22 protein-coding genes are annotated in these 22,168 nt (G+C 46.9%); 8 read left to right on the forward strand and 14 right to left on the reverse strand.

The genetic code is table 11. The features are described from left to right. Nucleotides 1–10 precede the first annotated feature (10 nt). From IC230_RS03255 to IC230_RS03275, 5 genes are all read right to left on the reverse strand, one after another. Nucleotides 11–229: a hypothetical protein gene (locus IC230_RS03255; protein ID WP_191037520.1), complete on the reverse strand. Its 219-nt coding sequence runs from the start codon at nt 227–229 to the stop codon at nt 11–13. 1 nt (nt 230) lies between these two features. Next, nucleotides 231–854, reverse strand: a complete 624-nt coding sequence (locus IC230_RS03260) for a Uma2 family endonuclease (RefSeq protein WP_191037521.1) — start codon at nt 852–854, stop codon at nt 231–233. 97 nt (nt 855–951) lie between these two features. Beyond that, nucleotides 952–1,809 (reverse strand): twin-arginine translocase subunit TatC, encoded by an 858-nt coding sequence (gene tatC, locus IC230_RS03265; protein ID WP_191037522.1) that lies wholly within the window; start codon nt 1,807–1,809, stop codon nt 952–954. Between the two features lie 89 nt (nt 1,810–1,898). Continuing rightward, nucleotides 1,899–3,191 carry a serine hydroxymethyltransferase gene (locus IC230_RS03270; protein ID WP_191037523.1) on the reverse strand — a complete coding sequence of 431 codons (1,293 nt, stop codon included), beginning with the start codon at nt 3,189–3,191 and terminating at the stop codon, nt 1,899–1,901. 17 nt (nt 3,192–3,208) lie between these two features. Next, a complete protein-coding gene (locus tag IC230_RS03275) occupies nt 3,209–3,346 on the reverse strand; it encodes a hypothetical protein (protein WP_191037524.1) in 138 nt (45 codons plus the stop codon). A 143-nt stretch (nt 3,347–3,489) separates the two neighbouring features. On the opposite strand from IC230_RS03275, the gene IC230_RS03280 reads away from it, so the two are divergent. Both IC230_RS03280 and IC230_RS03285 read left to right on the forward strand, forming a co-directional pair. Beyond that, nucleotides 3,490–4,323 (forward strand): phytanoyl-CoA dioxygenase family protein, encoded by an 834-nt coding sequence (locus IC230_RS03280; RefSeq protein ID WP_191037525.1) that lies wholly within the window; start codon nt 3,490–3,492, stop codon nt 4,321–4,323. A 139-nt stretch (nt 4,324–4,462) separates the two neighbouring features. After that, nucleotides 4,463–6,571, forward strand: coding sequence for a protein-disulfide reductase DsbD family protein (locus tag IC230_RS03285; RefSeq protein ID WP_191037526.1), 2,109 nt, complete (start codon nt 4,463–4,465; stop codon nt 6,569–6,571). A 121-nt stretch (nt 6,572–6,692) separates the two neighbouring features. On the opposite strand, the gene IC230_RS03290 is transcribed toward IC230_RS03285, so the two are convergent. Both IC230_RS03290 and IC230_RS03295 read right to left on the reverse strand, forming a co-directional pair. Then, nucleotides 6,693–7,730, reverse strand: a complete 1,038-nt coding sequence (locus IC230_RS03290) for a fatty acid desaturase (RefSeq protein ID WP_191037527.1) — start codon at nt 7,728–7,730, stop codon at nt 6,693–6,695. 231 nt (nt 7,731–7,961) lie between these two features. Next, a complete protein-coding gene (locus tag IC230_RS03295; RefSeq protein ID WP_191037528.1) occupies nt 7,962–8,654 on the reverse strand; it encodes a porin family protein in 693 nt (230 codons plus the stop codon). A 283-nt stretch (nt 8,655–8,937) separates the two neighbouring features. Between IC230_RS03295 and IC230_RS03300 the strand changes: the two genes are divergently transcribed. The 4 genes from IC230_RS03300 to IC230_RS03315 all read left to right on the forward strand — a co-directional run bounded on the left by IC230_RS03300 (nt 8,938) and on the right by IC230_RS03315 (nt 13,718). Continuing rightward, the gene (locus IC230_RS03300; RefSeq protein ID WP_191037529.1) at nt 8,938–9,750 is read left to right on the forward strand and encodes a lysophospholipid acyltransferase family protein; all 813 of its coding nucleotides are present in this window, start codon (nt 8,938–8,940) and stop codon (nt 9,748–9,750) included. Between the two features lie 81 nt (nt 9,751–9,831). Continuing rightward, complete coding sequence (locus tag IC230_RS03305; protein ID WP_191037530.1) at nt 9,832–12,162, forward strand: DUF7133 domain-containing protein; 2,331 nt, start codon at nt 9,832–9,834, stop codon at nt 12,160–12,162. Between the two features lie 2 nt (nt 12,163–12,164). Next, on the forward strand, nt 12,165–13,001 hold the full coding sequence (locus IC230_RS03310; RefSeq protein WP_191037531.1) for a formylglycine-generating enzyme family protein: 837 nt from the start codon (nt 12,165–12,167) through the stop codon (nt 12,999–13,001). A gap of 21 nt (nt 13,002–13,022) precedes the next feature. Further along, nucleotides 13,023–13,718 (forward strand): 3-keto-disaccharide hydrolase, encoded by a 696-nt coding sequence (locus tag IC230_RS03315; protein WP_191037532.1) that lies wholly within the window; start codon nt 13,023–13,025, stop codon nt 13,716–13,718. A 112-nt stretch (nt 13,719–13,830) separates the two neighbouring features. Here IC230_RS03315 and IC230_RS03320 read toward each other — a convergent pair whose 3' ends face one another. The 4 genes from IC230_RS03320 to IC230_RS03335 form a co-directional block, all read right to left on the reverse strand. After that, nucleotides 13,831–15,252, reverse strand: coding sequence for an inorganic phosphate transporter (locus tag IC230_RS03320; RefSeq protein WP_191037533.1), 1,422 nt, complete (start codon nt 15,250–15,252; stop codon nt 13,831–13,833). A 185-nt stretch (nt 15,253–15,437) separates the two neighbouring features. Beyond that, nucleotides 15,438–16,487 (reverse strand): 23S rRNA (adenine(2503)-C(2))-methyltransferase RlmN, encoded by a 1,050-nt coding sequence (rlmN, locus tag IC230_RS03325; RefSeq protein ID WP_191037534.1) that lies wholly within the window; start codon nt 16,485–16,487, stop codon nt 15,438–15,440. A gap of 62 nt (nt 16,488–16,549) precedes the next feature. Then, complete coding sequence (locus IC230_RS03330) at nt 16,550–17,074, reverse strand: CvpA family protein (protein ID WP_223860225.1); 525 nt, start codon at nt 17,072–17,074, stop codon at nt 16,550–16,552. Between the two features lie 67 nt (nt 17,075–17,141). Further along, entirely contained in the window at nt 17,142–17,591 is a 450-nt protein-coding gene (locus IC230_RS03335; RefSeq protein ID WP_191037535.1) for a GatB/YqeY domain-containing protein, read from the reverse strand. Between the two features lie 143 nt (nt 17,592–17,734). Here IC230_RS03335 and IC230_RS03340 point away from each other — a divergent pair, with 143 nt between their 5' ends. Then, nucleotides 17,735–18,457, forward strand: coding sequence for a pyridoxine 5'-phosphate synthase (locus tag IC230_RS03340; protein ID WP_191037536.1), 723 nt, complete (start codon nt 17,735–17,737; stop codon nt 18,455–18,457). A 105-nt stretch (nt 18,458–18,562) separates the two neighbouring features. Here IC230_RS03340 and IC230_RS03345 read toward each other — a convergent pair whose 3' ends face one another. Together IC230_RS03345 and IC230_RS03350 are read right to left on the reverse strand one after the other, a co-directional pair. Further along, a complete protein-coding gene (locus IC230_RS03345; protein WP_191037537.1) occupies nt 18,563–19,204 on the reverse strand; it encodes a Uma2 family endonuclease in 642 nt (213 codons plus the stop codon). 32 nt (nt 19,205–19,236) lie between these two features. Next, nucleotides 19,237–19,818 (reverse strand): hypothetical protein, encoded by a 582-nt coding sequence (locus IC230_RS03350; protein WP_223860227.1) that lies wholly within the window; start codon nt 19,816–19,818, stop codon nt 19,237–19,239. A gap of 211 nt (nt 19,819–20,029) precedes the next feature. Between IC230_RS03350 and prfA the strand changes: the two genes are divergently transcribed. Beyond that, entirely contained in the window at nt 20,030–21,103 is a 1,074-nt protein-coding gene (gene prfA / locus IC230_RS03355; RefSeq protein ID WP_191037539.1) for a peptide chain release factor 1, read from the forward strand. Between the two features lie 83 nt (nt 21,104–21,186). Here prfA and IC230_RS03360 read toward each other — a convergent pair whose 3' ends face one another. Continuing rightward, nucleotides 21,187–22,110: an SMP-30/gluconolactonase/LRE family protein gene (locus IC230_RS03360; RefSeq protein WP_191037540.1), complete on the reverse strand. Its 924-nt coding sequence runs from the start codon at nt 22,108–22,110 to the stop codon at nt 21,187–21,189. Between the last annotated feature and the right edge of the window lie 58 nt (nt 22,111–22,168).

Genomic DNA, 22,168 nt, shown 5'->3' on the forward strand with positions numbered 1-22,168 from the left:
AGCTACCGCCTTAATTATTCCCCAAGCTCCCTTTTACCGATTCGTAACCAGATTTCAGTCGCCCCATCTCTTTCGCCAGGAAAGCTTGCAGCTGACGATTAAACTCTTCCTTTTCGTCTTCGGATAGTGACGCGTATAAATCTTTTAATTCCTGATTGATAGCGGTCCGTTCAGCGTCTGTAGCGGCATTTATAGACCGGTAGTGGTATTTTCTAAAATCGTATTGCATGTTACTCTTCAGGCAAATTGGCAAAAATTTCTTTCAATGGAACCTCAAAACCATCTATACTAATTGGTTCATCAGGAACTGTATACGAGATTTCTATCCAGACATTAGCTTGTTCAGTATGTCGGCATACAATCACTTCGTGGGCAAATGGGTCTACAAATACAATTTCCTGAACAGTTTCCATCTGCTCGTATTTCCGACGCTTGGTGCCTAAATCATAATTATAGGTTGATTTCGAAAGCACTTCGATAATTACATACGGATTGATAATGATTGATTGAGATTTATCCTGAAAGACAGGCTTGCCTTTTATAACCAGAACGTCGCCATTATAATGGCCTTTTCGCCCGTCTTTTCGAATGCCAGCATTACTACCTAGTACGTAGAAAGGTTTCCCCAGATAAAAACCCGTGAGCAAATAATTTATCCGGCTTACTAAAAGTTCGTGGATAAAAGCGGCTAAGCCCATTATGATAACCTGTTCATTACAATACTCGACGCGGTATTCTGTTTCGGGTAAGAAGTCTTCAAATTCTTCCCAAGATGCAGGAATACTGACTACTTCTCCAGCCTCAAGTGTTTCCACCTGCTCCTCACTCAGCCGTATTTTCTCTAGCGTCTGCATATACTACATCCGTCTGCTTTTTAGTAAAGATAACAATAACCTGTTATAAGCAAAAAGCCCTTCCTGTGAGAAAGAGCCTTAGTTTTACTTTGTATCGTTATGATTTCATCATCTCCTGATGCGCTTTCAATCGCTGCTTCTCAATACGTCCCGACACGATGATACTGACTTCATAAAGCAGTGTCAGTGGTAAGGCAACCAGTACCTGGCTATAAATATCGGGCGATGGTGTAATGATACCCGCTACGACCAGAATAACGATCCAAGCGTGTTTTCGATACTCACGCATGAACTTTGGCGTCAGCACACCAACTTTCGACAGAACGAAGGCGACCATTGGCATCTGAAAAATGAGCGCACAACCCAGGGAGAGCGTTACCAGTATGCCAATATAAGACGTAATGTCGAACTGGTTTTTGATTTCAGGCGTAATCTGAAAGTTAGCCAGGAAGTTGATCGCTAGTGGTGAAACAATAAAATAGCCAAAAAGCAACCCTGTCAGAAAGAGTAAAGAAACGAAGAACACGGCACCACGAGCAGCCTGTTTTTCCTCCATCCGCAGACCCGGTTTGATGAACCGCCAAACTTCCCAAAAGGCGTAGGGAAAGGCAAAACACAGTCCAATAATAGCCGATGAAGTCATCGCCATAGTAAACTGGTCTGACACGCCTAGTGATTGCAATTCAAAGTTGAGTTTCTTCACACACAAATCTGCATACCCTGTTGTGTCCGCTAGTTTACACATCATTCGATACGTCCAGAAATTGGGATTTTTCGGTCCCATAATTACGATTCTGAAAATATCGTCGATGTAGATAAAAGCCAGAATAGCAAATATCAAAATGGACCCAACGGCCCGGATGATGTGCCAGCGGAGTTCTTCCAGATGGTCCAGAAAGGACATCTCCTTGCCTTCGGACTCGATCTCTTCGTCAGTCAGTTGATCTAATGGCATTGTTGTAATTGCGAATGATTGAATGATTGAATGAGCGAATGAATGAGTAAAACGTTGTGTCAGCCATTCACTCATTCAATCATTCACAATTAACTTTTGTAGAGGGGAAATGCTTTCATCCACTCGTTGATTTCTTCTTTAACGGTCGACAGAATCGCTTCGTTGTCGTGATTCATCAGCACTTTGTCGATATATACGACAATTTGCTCCATGTCCGATTCTTTCAGGCCGCGTGTTGTCATAGCCGCCGTTCCTACCCGGATACCAGAGGTCACCATGGGCGATTTATCATCGAACGGAACCATATTTTTGTTAATCGTAATATCGGCTTTAATCAATGTATTCTCAGCCAATTTACCCGTCAACCCTTTCGAACGCAAATCAATTAACATCAGGTGGTTATCCGTACCGCCCGAAATGATCTGATACCCTCTGTTCAGTAAAGCAGTTGCCATTGCCTGCGCGTTGGCCTTCACCTGGACCGCGTAATCGTAGAAATCATCGCTTAAGGCTTCTCCGAAACCAATGGCTTTGGCGGCAATAATGTGCTCCAGTGGGCCACCCTGCGTACCTGGGAAAACACCGGAATCCAGCAACGACGACATCAGGCGCGTTTCACCTTTCTGGGTTTTAACACCAAACGGATTCTCGAAATCATTCCGCATCATGATGATACCACCGCGCGTACCACGTAGCGTTTTGTGCGTCGTAGTCGTCACAATGTGTGCATACTCCAGCGGATCGTTCAATAAGCCTTTAGCAATCAACCCAGCCGGGTGCGATACGTCGGCCAGCAAAATCGCGCCTATTTCATCGGCAATGGCGCGAAGGCGGGCGTAGTCCCAGTCGCGGCTATAAGCGGAAGCACCGCAGATAAGCATTTTAGGCTTTTCCCGTTTTGCGGTCTCTTCTACTACGTCGTAATTAATAACCCCGGTTTCCTGCTCAACGCCGTAGAAGGTCGGACGGAAATATTTACCCGAAATATTCACAGGCGAGCCGTGCGTTAAATGGCCACCGTGTGACAGATTAAATCCCAGAATGGTATCGCCTGGTTGCAGACAGGCCAGAAAAACAGCCGTATTGGCTTGTGCACCCGAGTGCGGCTGCACGTTTACCCACGTAGCGCCGAAAAGTTCTTTAGCCCGGTCAATGGCGATTTGCTCAATCTGGTCTACTACTTCACAACCACCATAGTATCGTTTGCCGGGCAGACCTTCCGCATATTTATTCGTTAACACACTTCCAGCCGCTTCCATAACGGCAGGCGACACGAAGTTTTCGGAAGCAATCAGTTCGATTCCCGACTCCTGCCGGTGTTGTTCTTTAGCAATCAAATCAAACACCTGCGTATCGCGGGTGGTAGAGGTGACGGTCGTCATCAGAATGAGCGTTTTATTTAGTTAATAGCCAGCCGATTACTGAACAGCCAGGCAAATAAACTGGCCAACAGCCAGACAGCTACACAAAGGTACGTAAGATGAAGAAGATTTTGTGGACCAAACAGACAAAACTGCTCTATATCTATAAAAGCCATACGAAGGGTTGTGGATTGTACAGATATCGTTCAGGCAGTGGTGATGTATACTTGTGATTCGCAATTGTTTATACGGTAAATAAGATTCATTTCTGTCTTATGAACTAAACTTTCATTCGTTTTAAAAAGAGCCACTTCTTGCTATGGAAGCCCTAGCCGATAAAGCCCTCCTGCTGAGTCAACTTGACGAACCGTATACGCTTAATCCGGAAGCGATTGCATTCTATCGACAGAATGGTTACGTTAAGCTCAAACACGTGTTGACTCCGGCCGTTCTAAGTTATTACGGCGACATCATTACCGATCTGGTCTTTAAGCTTAATACGCTCGTTAAACCTATGGAGGACCGTACGACCTATGAGCGGGCTTTTCTGCAGATTATGAACCTCTGGCGGGAAGACGATCAAGCCAGAGAATTCGTTTTCTCGAAACGACTAGCCAAAATCGCTGCTGATCTGATGGGGGTTGAGGGCGTACGAATTTATCACGATCAGGCACTTTATAAAGAACCGTCGGGTGGTATTACCCCCTGGCATGCCGACCAGTTTTATTGGCCATTGGCATCTCCCCATGCCGTGACCGTCTGGATTCCATTACAGGATATACCGATGGAAATGGGGCCACTGGCTTTTGCCGAAGGTAGTCAGCACGTTGAAATTGGGCGGAATATCGAAATTAGCGATGAGAGTGAAAAAACATTGGAGGTTACTTTACGAAAGCGGAATTTCAAGGTTCATGATACCCCCTTCGAACTTGGCGAAGTGAGCTACCACGCCGGCTGGACGTTCCATCGTGCTGGCCCGAACACCTCAGATCGTCCGCGGAAGGTGATGACGATGATCTACATGGATAAAGACCAGATTATAACACAACCACGTAATAAATTCCAAACGGCCGATCATGTCACATGGCTCAGTAGTGTTCCTGTGGGCAGCAAACCGCAGGATGAGATGAATCCGATATTGTTTAGTTATTAGACAGAAATCGACCATCAATGGTGGTCAGATGATAGCGGTTCAACATTTACCACGATCATCTGACCACTATTGGCTTTTTATGGAAATATTTTTGCGGTATTTCTGTTGTCCTATCAAATCAACAGTTACCCAACGCGGTATGAAGTCTATTTTCGCATTCGTTGCCTGGCTTTTTGTGAGTTTAACGGCAACGGCGCAGATTCGTAAAGATCCAACTCTCTGGTCAGCCAAAATCGATAAACAACCCGCTAAAGTCGGTGATGTTATCAGCGTACGTATTCAGGTAAGTATTGCCGATGGCTGGCACATGTATTCCAATGATCTTAACCCTGATATTGGTCCAGTGCCTACTTCACTTAAATTTCCAAACTCTGATTCCTATAGCCTTGTCGGAAAAGCTGTGCCTGTAGGCGTCGAAGAAGTTTACGAGGAAGTCTGGGGAGCGAAGGTCCGCCAGTTTTCGAACAAAGCAGTTTTTCTCCAAAAGATTAAAGTTTTAAAACCTAACGCTACGTTCGCCGGAACGGCGGAATACCAGGTTTGCTCTACAAAAGATGGAGTATGCTTGCCTCCAGCCGAAGCTGAATTCACGACCGACATCAAGGCGACGGCAATGGCAACAACCCCGGCTGCTACTACGACAGCGGTTGCGTCCAATCCCAAAATTACATCCGCTGTTACCGAAACCGTTAACGTAGCAGCGACGCCCGAATCCGTCTCCGCTAACGTAGCAGAAACAAACAAGCAGCCTGAATCTGCTGTTAAAGAGACGATTAACAGGCCAGAAGCGGTCGTAAGCAAAACAGCATCAGAGTCTGGAGATGGCTCGCTGGGAGGTTTTTTGTTAGCCGCATTTCTGTCAGGTTTGGTGGCCTTATTAACGCCCTGCGTGTTTCCGATCATTCCAGCAACCGTCAGCTTTTTTACGAATCAGCAGGGTGGCCAATGGAAAGCATTGCTCTATGGGGCTTTCATTATAGGCATCTACGTTCTGGTTGGCACAGTCGTATCGCGTTTTAATGGTCCGGCTTTTGCCAATTTCGTTAGTACGCACTGGTTGCCGAATATTCTTTTCTTCGCGACTTTCTTCATTTTCGGATTATCGTTTCTGGGATTATTTGAGATCGTTCTACCAAATTCTCTTATAAATCAGGCTGATGCTCGTTCGGAAAAGGGAGGGATTGTCGGTATTTTCTTTATGGCGTTTACGCTGGTTCTGGTCTCATTCTCCTGCACCGGACCCATTGTCGGAAGCCTTCTGGTAGCATCGGCAGGGGGCGAAGTGATCAAACCCATTTTGGGCATGGCAGCCTTCTCGTCGGCGTTTGCGATTCCTTTCACGCTATTTGCAGCTTTTCCACAATGGCTGAAAAACCTGCCTCGCTCGGGTGGCTGGCTCAATTCAGTGAAGGTTGTGCTGGGTTTTCTGGAACTGGCACTTGCACTGAAATTTTTAAGCGTAGCCGACCAGGTCTATCACTGGGGCTTGCTCGACCGCGAGGTGTTCTTATCCATGTGGATTGTCATATTTGCCCTGATTGGCTTCTACTTTTTAGGAAAACTTCGCCTGCCGCATGATAGCGAAGTCAAATACATCAGTGTGCAGAAGCTGTTACTGGCGATTGCTACGTTCTCGTTTGTCGTTTACATGATTCCAGGTTTGTGGGGCGCCCCTCTGAAAGCTCTATCGGGTTATTTACCTCCTGAAACGTCGCAGGATTTCAATCTGCATGGACAACGGGGATCTAGCAATGGACAAAGTGCCGGACCGCAAATCGCAGAGAATATCAGATACGCTAATCTGTTTCATCTACCGCATGGGCTGCAGGGTTTCTTTGATTACAAACAAGCACTGGCCTACGCTAAAAAAGTAAACAAACCTGTCTTTATCGACTTCACCGGCCACGGCTGCGTTAATTGTCGCGAAATGGAAGCTCGCGTCTGGTCAGATCCGGCGGTAATGGCGCGGCTACAAAATGATTTTGTTTTAGCAGCGCTCTACGTGGACGATAAAACCGAACTGCCCGAAGCTGACTGGTATACCTCTACGTATGATCAGAAAGTAAAGAAAACCATTGGTGCACAGAACGCTGACTTGCAGATTACGAAATACAACAACAATGCTCAGCCGCATTACTGTCTGGTCAAAAGTGATGGTACGTTGCTGGTATCTCCAAAAAATTACGACCGTGACGTAGCAAACTTCGTAGCGTTTCTGGATTCGGGGAAGGCAAAGTTTAACCTGTAGCCTGAACGGCCACGTCTGGGTGAAAGAAATGCAGTTTTACCCCCGGACGTGGCCATCCAGGCTACAAAACAAAAATCCCCGCCAGAATCTGGCGGGGATTTTTGTTGAAGCGCTACGTCCGTTAAACTACAGGCTCAGGCCGAACGTTCTGGTTTTGTGCCTGTACCAATTCTAAATCTGGTTTCGACTGGTCAGCTACGGTTACGCGACCACGCTCTTTGCGAACAATGCGCGAGAAAAGTGAAATCTCCTGATCGAACAGGAACCGGAAGAACAGCCGCACAAACGACGTGTGATATTTTAACGTATCGTAATACTCAGGGGCCGATTTCTTGATTTCCGGTAGTTTATTCCAAGGAATAGACGGAAAATCGTGGTGTTCATTATGAAAGCCTACATTGAGGTTAGGTACATTTAATCGGCCGTAGTAACTGTAGGTTTCCTGCTGGGGATCGAGTGTCAGGAAATGCTCCTGAATCCAGCGCGCACCCAGTGGATGGAACCCAACCGAGAAGAATAGGCACAGACCTAGAAATATCAGCGCTTTCCAACCGAAGAGCGTTACAATCAATACGTCGAAGGCAAGTTGAACAACCGTGTTCGTAATGACCCATTTGTCAAACACAGCCAGTTCCTGCATCCTGAGGGTACGAATGCCCTGGAAAATCGGAAAAAACAGCAGCCAAAGTGCTTTACCAATCGAGTAATTATTGATAAGGCGGGCCTCATACCAGTCTGGCAAATCAGCATCCAGCTCATGAACACCCTGAAAGGCGTGGTGCTTGATGTGAAAATTTTTGAACGAGAGCGCCGTAGGAAATACTGTTGGCAGATTGGCAAAAATAGCCGCCCACATATTGGCAGCCGGTTTGCGGAAAATCAGATTATGAGCCGCTTCGTGGATACAGACGAACAAGGTATGGGCCGGGAAAGCACCAATAAACCAAGCCGCTGCTACGACGACCCACCAGGATTGATCACGAACAAGATAAGCCAGGCCAGTCATCATTGTTACGCACCCCAAAATAACCCAAAACGTCGTCGGATTTTTCTGACCGATCAGCTTCTTAATTTCGGGGTGCGATTTAAGAATCAATCGGGTACGAGTGCGATGAGGTTCAGTAGCGTTTGAACGAACAAAATCGGTGAACTTTGACATAGATGAGGTGTCGCTAAACAACGGGGCCGCCCGCGCGGTCTGAAAAAAGTGAACAGTAAAATTAATACAATTTCAACCAGTAACGCTACAACTACATCCGAAAATTCCCTGATTTTAATCCTATTCTCATCTATAACAAGAAAGGCGAAGCTAAGAAGCCTCGCCTTTACTGATTCAGGTTGATTCAACAAAAAATAGATACTATTAACGTAGTGAATGGTGAGATGGAACTTAATAACCTATCGGAAACGAATAGCCCAGCGACACTGCCACACCGCGGTTCCGAACATTAACATTGACAACAGGCAACTGAATTTGACGGGTGAAGCCCTGTGTATAACGACCCTCGATAAAGAATTTTCCGACACCAGCGTCCATAGACAGCCCTAACCCACCAACCGCCCCAATATCCCAGCGGCTCAGCATATCACCATAATTAACGTCGACGTCAATGGGCTGGGTCGTGATCAGTGCGGTGGCACGAGTGCGAATACGACCATCAAGGGCGTAACTCACAGCTGGGCCCGCAATCAAATACGGCTGCACAGGGCCATCACTCAGGTTAAACTTAGCTAATAATGGAATTTCAATGTTTTGTGATTGATACGCTATAGTTGCGCCAAGTGGTAAATTAAACCCACCCAGGTTAATATCGAGGCTTTGTTTTACGGAAACACCTTTCTGAACATAAGATATTTCGGGACGGAACGATACGCGATCGCTTAACGGAATATCCAGAAAAATAGCGCCAGTTGGACCAGCCGTTGGATGAAAGCTAGGCGTTAAACTGCCGAGATAATCGGGTTTAGAAGCAAACCCCCAGTTTGCTCCACCTCGAATACCGAGCTGAACTTGGGCAAAAGAAGTTTGGGCAACAAACAAACCTAAGAAGGCAATGACACCGGCAAGCACAATTCGTTTCATGGTTCTGAAGGGAAAATAGAGTGAAAAAGGGAAACCTGAATCTGTTTGTGTAAAGTGTCGGCAATAGGCTAAACGATTTTGTTAACGAATACAGTGGTTAGAGAAGTAGCCAGGCAAAAGGATTAATCCCGTCTAAAAAAATTTACGCATTCTGACTAAATCTGCGGATTTAGTCAGTGTTTTCGGACCAGGCAGGTCTGTCAATCAGCCAGTTGTGTTTTTTCTTGAAAACATTGCAGTAGCCTTGTAACTTTACTCACTACCTACGATCCTAAATCTGACAATGAAGTACATAAAGCCGACCAAATTCAGCTACCTGCCGAAGTTCCTGATGCCGTTGGATCTGCTTGGACTGTTTGAATGTGACCCTTTTGGCAACTCGCTCTTATTCAGGCGAATAATAATCGGTTTGGTCGGTTGGTTAACGTACGCCCGCTATACGGTCGTGAACCGGATTCAGATTGAAGGCACAGAGAATTTAGAAAATCTGCCAATTAACAATGTCCTGTTTCTTTCTAACCACCAGACGTATTTTGCGGATGTCATCGCATTTTTTCAAATTTTCTGTGCGGTAAAATGGGGGTTTCAAAACACCATTGTGCCTCCTGTATATCTACTTGGGCCGCGAGCGCGTCAATACTACGTAGCAGCTTCTGAAACGATGCAGAAGGGCTTTGTTCCCCGGGTTTTTGCCGCAGGTGGCGCGTTAACCATTGAGCGATCGTGGCGGGCAGAGGGGCGTGAGGTGCAGCGGTCCGTTGATACGTCGGCTAATGACAAAATTGCGAAAGCGCTGGCGCATGGCTGGGTGGTTAGTTTCCCCCAGGGTACTACTACACCTTATGCTCCCGTTCGAAAAGGGACAGGGTACCTCATCAAAAACAATGAGCCAATCGTTATACCTGTTGTGATCAACGGCTTTCGTCGGGCTTTCGACAAAAAGGGATTACGATTCAAAAAACGGAACACGCTGTTGACCGTACAATTTAAAGCGCCCCTCTCCTACAGCGCCGACGATACCGTTGATGATCTCGTCGCTAAAGTACGGCATGCCATTGAGCAGGATTCACCGGAATGGGCTCAGGAACAGAGTTAATCAATCCTAACGTGCCCCAGGCTGAAGACCCACGCTACGTTCGCACTAGCTATAGATTCCTAACACTCTACCTGACGTAGCATGAGACCTTTTTTCGCAACAATATCCAGCCTAAGAATCAGTCTGGCATCGGCGTTTCTGTTGGCAGTTACGCTGTCTGTTCCCAGTTGTAATAGACCCGATAAAAATTCGTCCGGCAGTGATTTTGCCCGCGTCGTGCAGGATACGAACCCACCCGTTGAGCCTTTATCGCCGGAAGCCAGTATCAAAAAGATTCAACTACCGCCGGGATATCATGTGGAGTTGGTAGCCAGCGAACCGATGGTTCAGGAACCCGTTGCGATAGCCTGGGATGGCAACGGCCGTATGTACGTAGCGGAAATGAATACGTACATGAGGGATGCGAACGCGACTGGCGAATATGCACCCACAAGTCGGATTAAACGTTTGGAGGATACGGATGGCGACGGAAAAATGGACAAATCAACCATTTTTATCGATAGCCTTGTCTTACCCCGCACTATTTTGCCGGTGGGTGATCAGTTGCTGGTAGGCATTACGAATATTCAGCATATCTGGAGCTATCGGGACACCGACGGCGACGGAAAAGCCGACGAGAAAAAGATAGTCTTTCGAAATGACGCGATTGATTCCCGAAACCTCGAACACCAGAATGGCGGCTTAGTATGGAATATGGATAACTGGATTTACCCCAGCCGCGACAATCTCCGCTACAAATACAAAAAGGGCAAACTGCTGGCCGATACGTTGGTCGACAACATGATCGGCCAGTGGGGCATGACCAGCGACAATTATGGACGACTGTTTTACTCAGAAGCGGGTCCTGGCTTGCCCGCCGTACAGATTCAGCAAAACCCAGCCTATGGCGCACTGAACTTTGCCGATCAGTATTCAGACGATTTTACGAAACCCTGGCCCATTATTGGGAATGTCGATGCGCAGGGTGGCCGGGAAGCCTTACGTCCGGAAGACAATACACTGAACAAATTTACGTCAGGTTGTGGCCAGTCAATTTTCCGGGGAGATCGACTACCCGCCGATATGCAGGGCGATTATTTTATTCCAGAGCCTGTGGGACGTATCATCAAACGGGGGAAAGTGATTAACCGCGATGGCAAAATTTACATCGAAGATGCTTATAAAGAGAAAGACTGGCTGGCATCTGCCGATATGAATTTCAGGCCGATCAATACGTATACCGGCCCTGATGGCTGTTTTTATATTGTCGATATGTACCACGGCATCATTCAGGAGAGTGAATGGACGAAGCCGGGTTCATACTTAGGCAAGGTTATTCAGCAGAAGGGATTGTATAAAAATCGGGGGATGGGCCGAATTTATCGCGTAGTACACGACGATTTCAAGCGCGATACGCGTCAGCCCAATATGCTAAATGAGTCAGGCAATCAACTTGCTACGTACCTGGATCATCCGAATGGCTGGTGGCGCGACAATGCCCAACAATTGCTAATTTTCCATAACGATCAAGCTGTTGTACCGGAGCTTAAACAAATAGCGATTGGCGAAAAAGGGCCGTTACTAAAACAACCTAGTTCGCTGGCACGTATCCACGCTTTGTGGACACTGGAAGGCTTGGAAGCCATCGACAAACCAACTCTCTTTAAGGCATTTACAGATTCCGACGCGCAGGTACGTAAAGCAGCGATCTGGATTAGTGAGTTTTATTTAAAGAAACATGATCCAGAAGTGATCGAGAAATTAGCCACGTTAAAAAACGATTCCAGTCCGGATGTACGTATCCAGTTAGCCTTGTCACTACGTAGCCATAAAATGCCGCGTACAGATGCGCTGGTTAGACAGTTGTTAGCTGATAATGCGAAGAATGAGTTGATGCAGTTTTCGTTCGCTACGTTTACCACGAGCCAGAAAATGCAGCAGGCCGAATTGGAACGTACCCGTAATTTAAGCCCTGCCGACCGGGAGTTGGTAACGAAAGGCGCTACGATCTTTAAACAGCTTTGTGCTACGTGTCACGGTCCCGACGGAAAGGGAATAAACGTTGCCGGGAGCCAGACGATGCCCGCTCCGCCCCTGGTTGGTTCACCACGCGTAAAAGGCGATAAAATTTTGCTGATCCAGTTATTATTGAATGGCATGAGAGGGCCCGTAGACGGCAAAACGTATACCGATATGATGCCAGCGATGGGTAGCAACGATGATAAATGGATTGCGTCGGTATTGAGCTATATACGTAACAGCAGCGAATTAGGCAATAAGTCGTCGGTTGTTACGCCAAACGAAGTAGCGGATGTTCGCGTCAATACGCCCGTGATTCCAGGTGGAATGACTCAGCAGGAACTGGAGATTTTCAAACTAGGCCGCGCGGAACGAACCAACTGGAGCAAACCCGATGCTAAATCGGATAAATAGTTATGAACCTACTTTTGAAGAAAATCCTTCTAGGATGCCTCTTTGTGCTGTATACGCCCTGGCTTCTAGCCCAGGAACCCATGTATACGAACCGCATCGGAATGGAATTTGTGCTGATTCAGCCGGGTAGCATGGTTGTTGGTCGGTTTCAACCTCCTTATCCGAAACCGTCCCAAACCGCTTCAACACGGAATGAATCAGGTATGCAATGGAGCCAGAAAGACTATCAGCTTGCGGAGAAGCTCGTTAAACAGGATACTCGGCCTGGATTTTCAGTGAAAATCAGTCGTCCGTATTACATCGGTAAATTTGAGGTAACACAGGCTCAGTGGAAACAGATTATGGGTACAAATCCATCAACGTTTCAGGGAGATAAAGTTAGGGATGATGCCGATCAGCATCCAGTCGAGCAGGTTATGTGGCAGGATACTCAGAAGTTTATAACAAAGCTCAACTCACTGGACAAAGATCATCACTATCGTTTGCCTACCGAATTTGAGTGGGAATATGCTGCCAGAGCCGGTAATGAAGATGATATTTCCTGGAAAAACATTCAGGCAGCCGCGCAAATGGGTTCTGCTACGACTGGGAAAGTAGGACAAAAAGCACCGAATACCTGGGGTCTTTACGATACTTTAGGCAATGTCTGGGAGTGGGTTCAGGATTATTACAACGAGAAAATCTTCGCCGATCCTTCGCCACCCCGCTCGGGAAAGCAGCACGTATTAAAAGGCGCTTCATTTGTCGGCGATGTAAAAAACGCTACGTATATGACGCATGCGGCCGGTCCGGGGAATGGGTGGGATGTCGGGTTCCGGGTTGTCATGGAAGTGAAGTAATCCATTCAGAACGTAACAGCCATGCATGTAGTAAAGCAAATTGGTCTTCTGCTATTCTTTCTAATCACTAGCCTGGCCAACGCTCAGACTGGAAAAATTCCGGCAGGTTTTACGCCAATTTTTAATGGAAAAGACCTGAAAGGCTGGCATACAAGCCGAACCTCACATCAGGGCACAACGGGTAATTTTTATGCAGAAAATGGCGTCATTACGTTGAAGCAGCATCCGTACGGACAGGGCGGCATTTTATTGACTGATAAGAAATACGGAAATTTTGAGCTGTATCTGGAAGCTAAAGTTGACTCGTTCTGCAATGGGGGAATCTTTATCCGTTCCACGGAAAGCGGTATGGCTTATCAAATCGAATTAGCAACACCCGGTGGATTAGGTAACTTGTTAGGCGAACGAATGAATGTAAGCAAAGGCGCTCAAGCTACAACCATTGCCAAGGTCTGGAAAGCAAACGATTGGAATTCGTTCCGTGTTCGTATGGAAGGCGACGTTCCCCGAATTCGGTTGTGGGTAAATGGCGAACTAATGTGGGACGTAACAGAACCCGTCAATGATTTCGCAGCTGGCGCCACAACCGGTATGGTTGGGTTGCAGGCACACTGGTCAGCGGTTTATTCACCAGCCGCTGAAGCCTTTAATATGGCTGGTTCCTGGAAACCCGGCGCAGCTCACCGCTTCCGCAACATTGCGATTAAAGAACTTTAACGTAGGTAGCGTGGGTCTTCAGCCCGCGTAGCCGTCAGGCTTAGTTGTACGCTTATTCTTTTACCCTAACGGCTACGCGGACTGAAGACCCACGCTACACTCTTAGTCGCTACTACAAAAGCCACCGGAAGAAAATATACAGCGTAAACGAAAGCAGTATTGAAACGGGCAATGTAAGCACCCAGGCCAACGCAATGTTCCGTATCGTGGAAGCCTGCAGGTTTTTAACGCCTTTACTCGCCACCATACTCCCCGCAATTCCCGACGACAATACGTGGGTGGTACTAACGGGTAATTTGAGCCAGGAGGCAACCCCAATCATCGTGGCTGCCACTAATTCAGCCGAAGCTCCCTGCGCGTACGTCAGGTGTTGCTTACCAATTTTCTCCCCTACGGTTACCACAATCCGACGCCAGCCAATCATGGTGCCTAAGCCCAGCGAAAGGGCGATCATCAGAATAACCCAGAAGGGTGCGTAGTCCGTAAACCGACGTAAGCCACTTTCCTCGCTGAGACTCTTGTTGAGTACCGCCATTTGACTGGCACTGATATTAGCCCCTTCGTCGGCGGTAATCTTACGCATATTGCTGTTGATCAGCAGCAAATCTTTCCGTACATCCAACCGCTTTTCGTTCGGAATTTTATTGTCAACCAGAGGACCGTTGATTAACTGTTTGAGATCGCTCAGTTCAGCACGAGTTTGCGTTAGTCGATCACGATTAGCGGGCGAGAGTTGATTTGGATTCAGCACCGCAATGGTCTGTTCGATACCCACGATATTCGTTTGCATCAGACGCGGATCCAGGTCGGATTTCACCGCAAAGTGATAAGGCACAACACCGATCAGGATAAGCATAATCAGACCAACACCTTTCTGGCCATCGTTGCTGCCGTGAAAGAAACTGACCAACGAACAGGTTGCAATCAGCACACCCCGAATCCAGGTTGGTGGCTCGCTGTTTTTCTTGGGCTCTTTAAAAAGCTGCGCCTTCACATCTTCGGCTACTACCCGACGTAACACGAACATCAGAACGATGGCCAGACTGAAACCCAACAAAGGCGATAACAGCAATGCTTCCCCTGTTTCGATGGCTTTATCCCAGTTAACGGCGGCTCCGGTTGTATTATCAGGTAGGGTCGAGAACGCAAGACCTACGCCCAGGATTGAACCGATAAGTGTGTGCGAACTGGAACTGGGAATACCAAAATACCACGTACCGAGGTTCCAGATAATGGCGCTCAGGAGTAACGCCAATACCATCGCTACGCTGTGATAGACGTTTTGATCAACCAATAACTCTACTGGCAGCAGGTTTACAATACCCATTGCGACGCCAATACCGCCCAGCAAAACACCGGTAAAATTGCAGATCCCCGACCACACAACAGCGACAGTCGGCTTTAGCGAATTGGTGTAAATAACCGTAGCAACGGCATTAGCCGTATCGTGGAAACCATTAACAAACTCGAAGGCACAGGCAGCGAATAAGCTGATGAAGAGGAGGATAAAAACATCCGTTTCTAATCCAAACATAGGTGGGGTATCTTCTGAAAACAGGCAAACAGTAGGTCTGTAAGCCAATGACTGCCACAAAAGTACGTCAAACTACGTACAGCAGTATTACCAAATTGTTAAGACACGTAGCGTAACCGGAAAGCGACGCCAATCTGCCCAAGTCGAGCCAACAAAAAAGCGACTTCTCAGCCGCGTTTTTCATACTACTTTTTACCGGCTAATTGTCCACAAGCGGCATCAATATCCTTGCCCCGGCTCCGACGTACATTGACGGTTACCCCTTTGCTATCTAAGTAACCAGCGAATTTATCCAGCGTTTGAGAATCCGTATTTTTGAAATTAGCCTCGGCAATCGGGTTGTATTCAATGATATTTATTTTGGCAGGAACGCGCTTCGTGAATTTCCAAAGCTCCTGGGCATCCTGCAACGTATCGTTGAAATTGTAGAAGAGAATGTATTCGAACGTAATGCGAGTACCCGTCTTTTTGTAAAAATAGCCCAGCGCATCGCCCAGCGCCTGAAGCGTGTTGCTTTCATTAATGGGCATGATCTGGTCACGCTTCTGGTCGTTGGCCGCGTGGAGTGACAGGGCCAGATTGAATTTCACCGCATCGTCACCAAGCTGACGAATCATTTTGGCAATCCCCGCCGTCGACACCGTAATCCGCTTCGGCGACATGCCCAGGCCATCGGGCGACGTAATACGATCTACCGATTCCAGTACGTTTTTATAGTTTAATAACGGCTCACCCATCCCCATGTAGACAATGTTCGAGAGGGGTGCGTCGTAATTTTCCTTCGCCTGGCGATCAATCGCTACGACCTGGTCATAAATTTCAGACGCGTCGAGATTGCGTTTACGATCCATGTAGCCCGTTGCGCAAAATTTACACGTCAGCGAACACCCTACCTGACTTGACACACAGGCCGTCATCCGATCCACATCGTCATTACGTAGCGCCGGAATCAAAACACCTTCAACCAGATTGCCATCAAAAAGTCGGAACGATGATTTAATCGTACCATCGCTGCTACGTTGTTCCTGATCAACGGTCAGCGGCCGAATCTCGAAATGTGCTTTTAGCAGCTCCCGCGTCGGCATTGACAGGTTTGTCATCTGCTCAAACGACAAGGCTGATTTTTTCCAGAGCCATTCCTGAATCTGCTTAGCCCGGAAACCTTGCTCGCCGTGCTGCGTGAGCCAGTCTTTTAACTGTGAAGATGATACTTTGCGGATGTCTTGTTTTTCCATTTTTGAATGAGCGATTGAGCGAATGAATAGTGACTTGCGTTAGCTATTCGCTCATTCACTAATTATTTTTCTGCCCGCCATTGCTTCCCAGCCTCAAGGCCTTTCGGTACCCATACAGCGGCTTTGTCCATTACAATCGGAGCAATCGGCCGAATGTACGGATAGAGAAACGCGCTTTCAGTATGGTGAGTGGGAATTTTGACGTTCATATAGCTTAACAACCAAAGGATTACACTAATTCCAAAGATCCATGTAAAAAGTCCTACTGTTGCTCCTGCTACGCTATCGAACGTACCAAGTATAGAATATTTCAACGACCGTCGAATGGCAAAGCCCATTTGGTTGATCATCAGCACCGTCGGGAAGAAAATTATTGAGAAGCCCAGCCAGGGTAGAATTTTTCGGGCGATTTCACGACTGATATACGGACTGAGCAACTCAATTCCGAACGACAGAAACTTAAACCCGACAATCATGGCTATGACAAACGCAATAACCGCAACGATCTCTACCAGAAGACCTTTGCGGTATCCGTTAAAAGCCCCCCAGGCAAGGGGAATCAGCATCAGAATGTCAAGTGTATTCATAGCAAAGGGCATGGGGTTCGGGGCAGAGGGTAAGAGGAGTTTTACCCTCTGCCCCATGCCCTTTGCCCTATGCTAGTAACGTTTTTACCATCGCCGAGATAGCTTTACCATCGGCTTGCCCAGCGAGTTCTTTTGTCGCTGCGCCCATTACTTTACCCATATCTGATGGAGCCGATGCACCAACGCGGGATATAATGGCCTGGAGTTTTTCTTTCAGTTCATCCTCCGATAATTGCTTAGGTAGATAATTTTCAATGACCGCAATTTCAGCTTCTTCTACGGCTAATAAATCAACACGGTTCTGCTGCCGATAAATATCGGCAGAATCTTTCCGCTGCTTTACAGCTTTGGTAAGGATACGGGTTTCGTCTTCGGGTTTAAGATCGCCGGACTGGCCCTCTTTGGTTTCTTCGAGCAAAATCATCGACTTCACGGCACGTAATGCGCGAAGTTTATCCGAATCTTTAGCCAGCATAGCCTGCTTGATATCGGCGTCAATTTGTTGTTTCAGAGACATGTATTCTAAGGATGAATGATGAATTAAATAGAATGAATGTTCGTACCACGAACCATCTACTTCCTGACAAAGTTACAAAACCAGGAATCGTTAATCATTTCTAATTTATAATCGGACCGGCGCACCGGTCATTATTTCTGATCGTGACTCGCTTATCTGTCAATATCAATAAAATCGCTACGATACGTAATGCCCGTGGCGGCAACAATCCAGATCTGGTAAAAGTAGCGCTCGACTGTGAACGCTTCGGCGCACAGGGTATTACGGTTCACCCCCGTCCCGATGAGCGCCATATTCGGTATCAGGACGTACTGGATTTGAAAGAAGTGGTTACGACTGAATTTAATATTGAAGGGAATCCCGACGAACGGTTTATTGAGTTGGTCAAGCGCGTCAAACCGGATCAGGTTACCCTTGTACCGGACGCGCCCGACGCCATTACGTCCAATGCAGGTTGGGACACCATTCGCCACGCCGATCACCTTCGGCAACTCGTTGATACGTTTAAAGCCGACGGTATTCGCGTATCGATTTTTGTGGATGCGGATGAACGCATGGTCGAAGGAGCCAAAGCTGTTGGTACAGACCGTGTTGAACTCTACACCGAACCGTATGCGGCCCATTACGCCGAAAATCGCGATGCCGCGATTGCACCCTTTGTACGAGCCGCGCAACGAGCGAACGAGTTGGGCATTGAACTAAATGCAGGACACGATCTGAGCCTGGAAAACCTGCGCTTTTTTGATGAGCAAATTCCTGGTTTAAAGGAGGTCTCTATTGGCCATGCCCTTATCTGCGACGCGCTTTATTTTGGATTAGACAACACCATCCAAATGTACCTACGCTGCCTGGACAAGAATCAGTAGCATATTAAGCGGGTTGGCCTGATGTTGCTAAATAATACTATCCTATCCTAATAAAATCAGGCTAATCATTTCAATCAACAAATCCTATTGGATCGCTGGAGCGGTTCAGCCGGCCAGTGGTGTTTTGCGATAGATGGAACGTAGCGTTAATGCTAAATCCCCTAATCGAACCGTATCATCAGGCGAATTATAATCCGTAGTAAGCCATTGATTAGGTTCTGTTGTTCGGGCGACAACGGAAACAGCCATTTTTGACTGGTCAACAAAAAGCACGTACTGTAATGAAGAAATGGTTTTATAGCAATCCAGTTTGCCAGCTTTATCAAAGTTCTTAGTTGATTTTGACAACACTTCAACAATCACCTCTGGGTTTTTATAGCTAACTGTCGATAAGCGACCACTTGGTAATTTTAGATAATCGGGTGAGCCTTTTAACACAGACAAATCAGCATTAAATTCCGACTGGCAATCTGGAACAAAGATTTTTACATTACTGGCTAAGACTGTATAATCGTCCAAATTGTCATAGTAAATACTCAATAATGCGATTAATCTTGATACTAAACCTTCGTGCAGTAAGCTTGCCTGCCCTATCGAAATAATTTCTCCTTCGTAATAGTCAATGTTATAAGGAACCACTTCTGCCAGTTCCAGATACTCCTCCCATGTAGCCGAGACACGAATGATGTCTGGCGCTTCATCACGTTCTTGAAGCGTTATTGGAATTTTGGGGGCAACTGCTTCCATTTTTCAGAGGAGATCTATTAACGTAAATATACTTATTTTTTCTTTGAGGCACTCATCCGTCGGATCACCTCGCGCTTCTTAAATCCCAGATGCCAGACAGCAAATGGAGTTGTTTGTTTGCCAAAGCAAGCTTCGCAAATTGGGTTATCAGCCGGAATGGCCGCGTTGTAAACGAATGATGTATCGCTGGTTTTCTGGATGTTAGAAATTGTTGGCTGTTTCTGCTTCGTACTGTACAGATAGGCATCCAGTATTTCGCGCTCTTTCGGATTCAAGGCTTTATTGTGTATGTCAGCAGCACCCAGTAGGCGAATATCCAGGACGTAGCGTTCGGCGATGGCTTTGGTACGGGGCAAGTTTTGTAACTGACATAATTTACTACGTTCAGCCGGGTCGGTTGTTTTCTGGAGCTGAGTTGTTAACTCTTTTTGCACGGTGGCGCTGACTTTTTCACCCAGGTTGTCGATTGTCTCAACTAAATCAGAATCTTTGATACGTTTAATTTTCGAATCGGCCATTTCTTCCTTCAGCTCGTTCGTATAGTGCACCCGCTCAGGATTACAGGCAAATAAAAGGCTGATTGACAGACTACATAGAAGCAAAGAACGTATCATAAACAGGAACTTAATGCGGTTACGTTTCGTCATTTGTATACAAAAACGTTCCCACGAGCCGCTTGGTTGCACCTTGCAATAATAACGCCTAACTCTCGGTAGGCCGAACCACGCGATTTTCGTAATTTTGTTTTTATAATCTGTCAAACCATTTTATTGTTCTCCGTCCCCTTGCTACGTGTTATGGCCGGAATGACAAATCCCTAACTATATGCTTGACCAGTTAGAAGCCATTCGTGAACGCTTCAACGAAGTATCTCAGCAAATTGTGCAGCCTGAGGCCGTTTCGGACCAGAAGCGGTTCATGAAGTTGAGCAAAGAATATAAAGATTTAGAAAAGATTGTCGTGCAGTATCAGGCGTATACGCAACTGCTCGAAGAGATCGAAAATGCAAAGCAAATCATCGCGACCGAAAAAGATGAAGATTTTCGGGAATTAGCGAAAGCTGAACTGGATGAACTGTTGCCGCGTCGGGAAACATTGGAAGAAGCGCTCAAAGAAATGCTGATGCCCAAAGATCCGAACGATAGCAAAAACGTCATTCTCGAAATTCGGGGCGGCACCGGTGGCGACGAAGCGGCTATTTTTGCGGGCGATATTTTCCGGATGTACCAACGATTCTGCGAGAAAATGGGTTGGCGTATGTCGCTTGTCGATTTCACCGAAGGCACATCGGGCGGTTATAAGGAAATTGTCACCGAGATTGAAGGGGAAGATGTGTATGGCAAGCTCAAGTTCGAGTCGGGTGTACACCGTGTACAGCGCGTACCGGCCACCGAAACACAGGGGCGGATTCATACATCAGCTGCCAGTGTAGCCGTTCTGCCTGAAGCCGAAGAAGTAGACGTTGAAATCAACATGAACGACATTCGCAAGGATACGTTCTGTTCGTCGGGAGCGGGTGGTCAGTCGGTTAACACGACGTATTCGGCGGTTCGGCTTACGCACATTCCGACGGGCTTGGTCGTACAGTGTCAGGACGAACGCTCACAGCTGAAAAACTTCGACAAGGCGCTGACCGTGCTACGTTCCCGGTTGTATGAAATTGAGTTGCAGAAGCACAACGATGCCATTGCTTCGCAACGCAAAACGATGGTTGGTAGTGGCGACCGTTCCGACAAAATCCGGACCTACAACTATCCGCAAAGCCGCGTAACTGACCACCGCATTGGCCTAACAGTTTATAATCTTCCGGCCGTTATGGATGGCGACATTGGCGACTTTATCGAACAGCTGCGCATCGCTGAAAACGCCGAGCGTCTGAAAGAAGGCGCAGCAGCTTAGGCTTATAATGTAAAAAACAGCGTGTATAGTGAAGAGTGGATTTATATCTGTTCTTCACTATACACGCTGTTTTTTGCTCCTTTTTATTCCACTCCCTTCACCCGCATCGGCAATGTGTAAACAGATTCCGTAGCGGTAATGAATAACGTAGTGCGGTCTTTTCCGCCGAAGCAAACGTTGCCAACCCAACGAGACGGTACGGGAATATTGCCCATTTTTTTACCAGTTGGGTCATAGACAGTCACGCCCTTGCCCGATATGTAGAGATTTCCCTGACTATCCAGTGTCATCCCATCCGATCCCTGCGAAACAAAAAGCTGGCGATTGGTTAACGTACCGTCTGGATTGATCTGGTATTTATACGTTTTGCTATCCCGAATGTCCGCAACGTATAACGTTTTCCCATCGGGTGTACCCACAATACCGTTAGGCTGTTTCAAATCGTCATCAACGATTACCGCTTCTTTCTTTCCTTTTGGTAGGTAATACACTTTCTGTCCGTCGATATCCGGCTTTTTTCGCTCCCAGTAGTCGCGCTGGTAATAAGGATCTGTCATATAAATACCACCTTTGGGGTCAATCCACAAATCGTTAGGGCCGTTCATGCGTTGCCCTTTAAAATCGGTGAGCAGCACCGTAACTTTTTTGTCTGGACTAATCGACCACAGTTCGTCTTTTTCATCCGCGCAGGAAATTAGGTTGCCTTTCTTGTCGAAATACAAGCCATTCGAACGGCCCGCTTTATCCATATAGAGCGACAACTTGCCATACGTGTCGTACTTCCAGATTTTATCGTTTGGCTGATCGGTGAAGTAGATATCCCCCTTTTTGTTCACGGCCGGACCTTCCGTAAACGTAAACTGCTTCGAGATTTGCTGCAACGTAGCACCCGGCGCTACAACGGACACTGAATCGCTGATACCGGCCGAATTTGACTGACCAAATCCATTGGTTGTTATTGCCAGTACAGCCGTTAAGGCAAGGATGGAACTTTGAAAATTATTCATTGATAATGGAGAAATAAGTTGACTAGCAAATGGAAACGATGGTTTGTCGATCATTCCT

The sequence above is a fragment of the Spirosoma validum genome (assembly GCF_014699035.1).
GTDB lineage: Bacteria > Bacteroidota > Bacteroidia > Cytophagales > Spirosomataceae > Spirosoma > Spirosoma validum.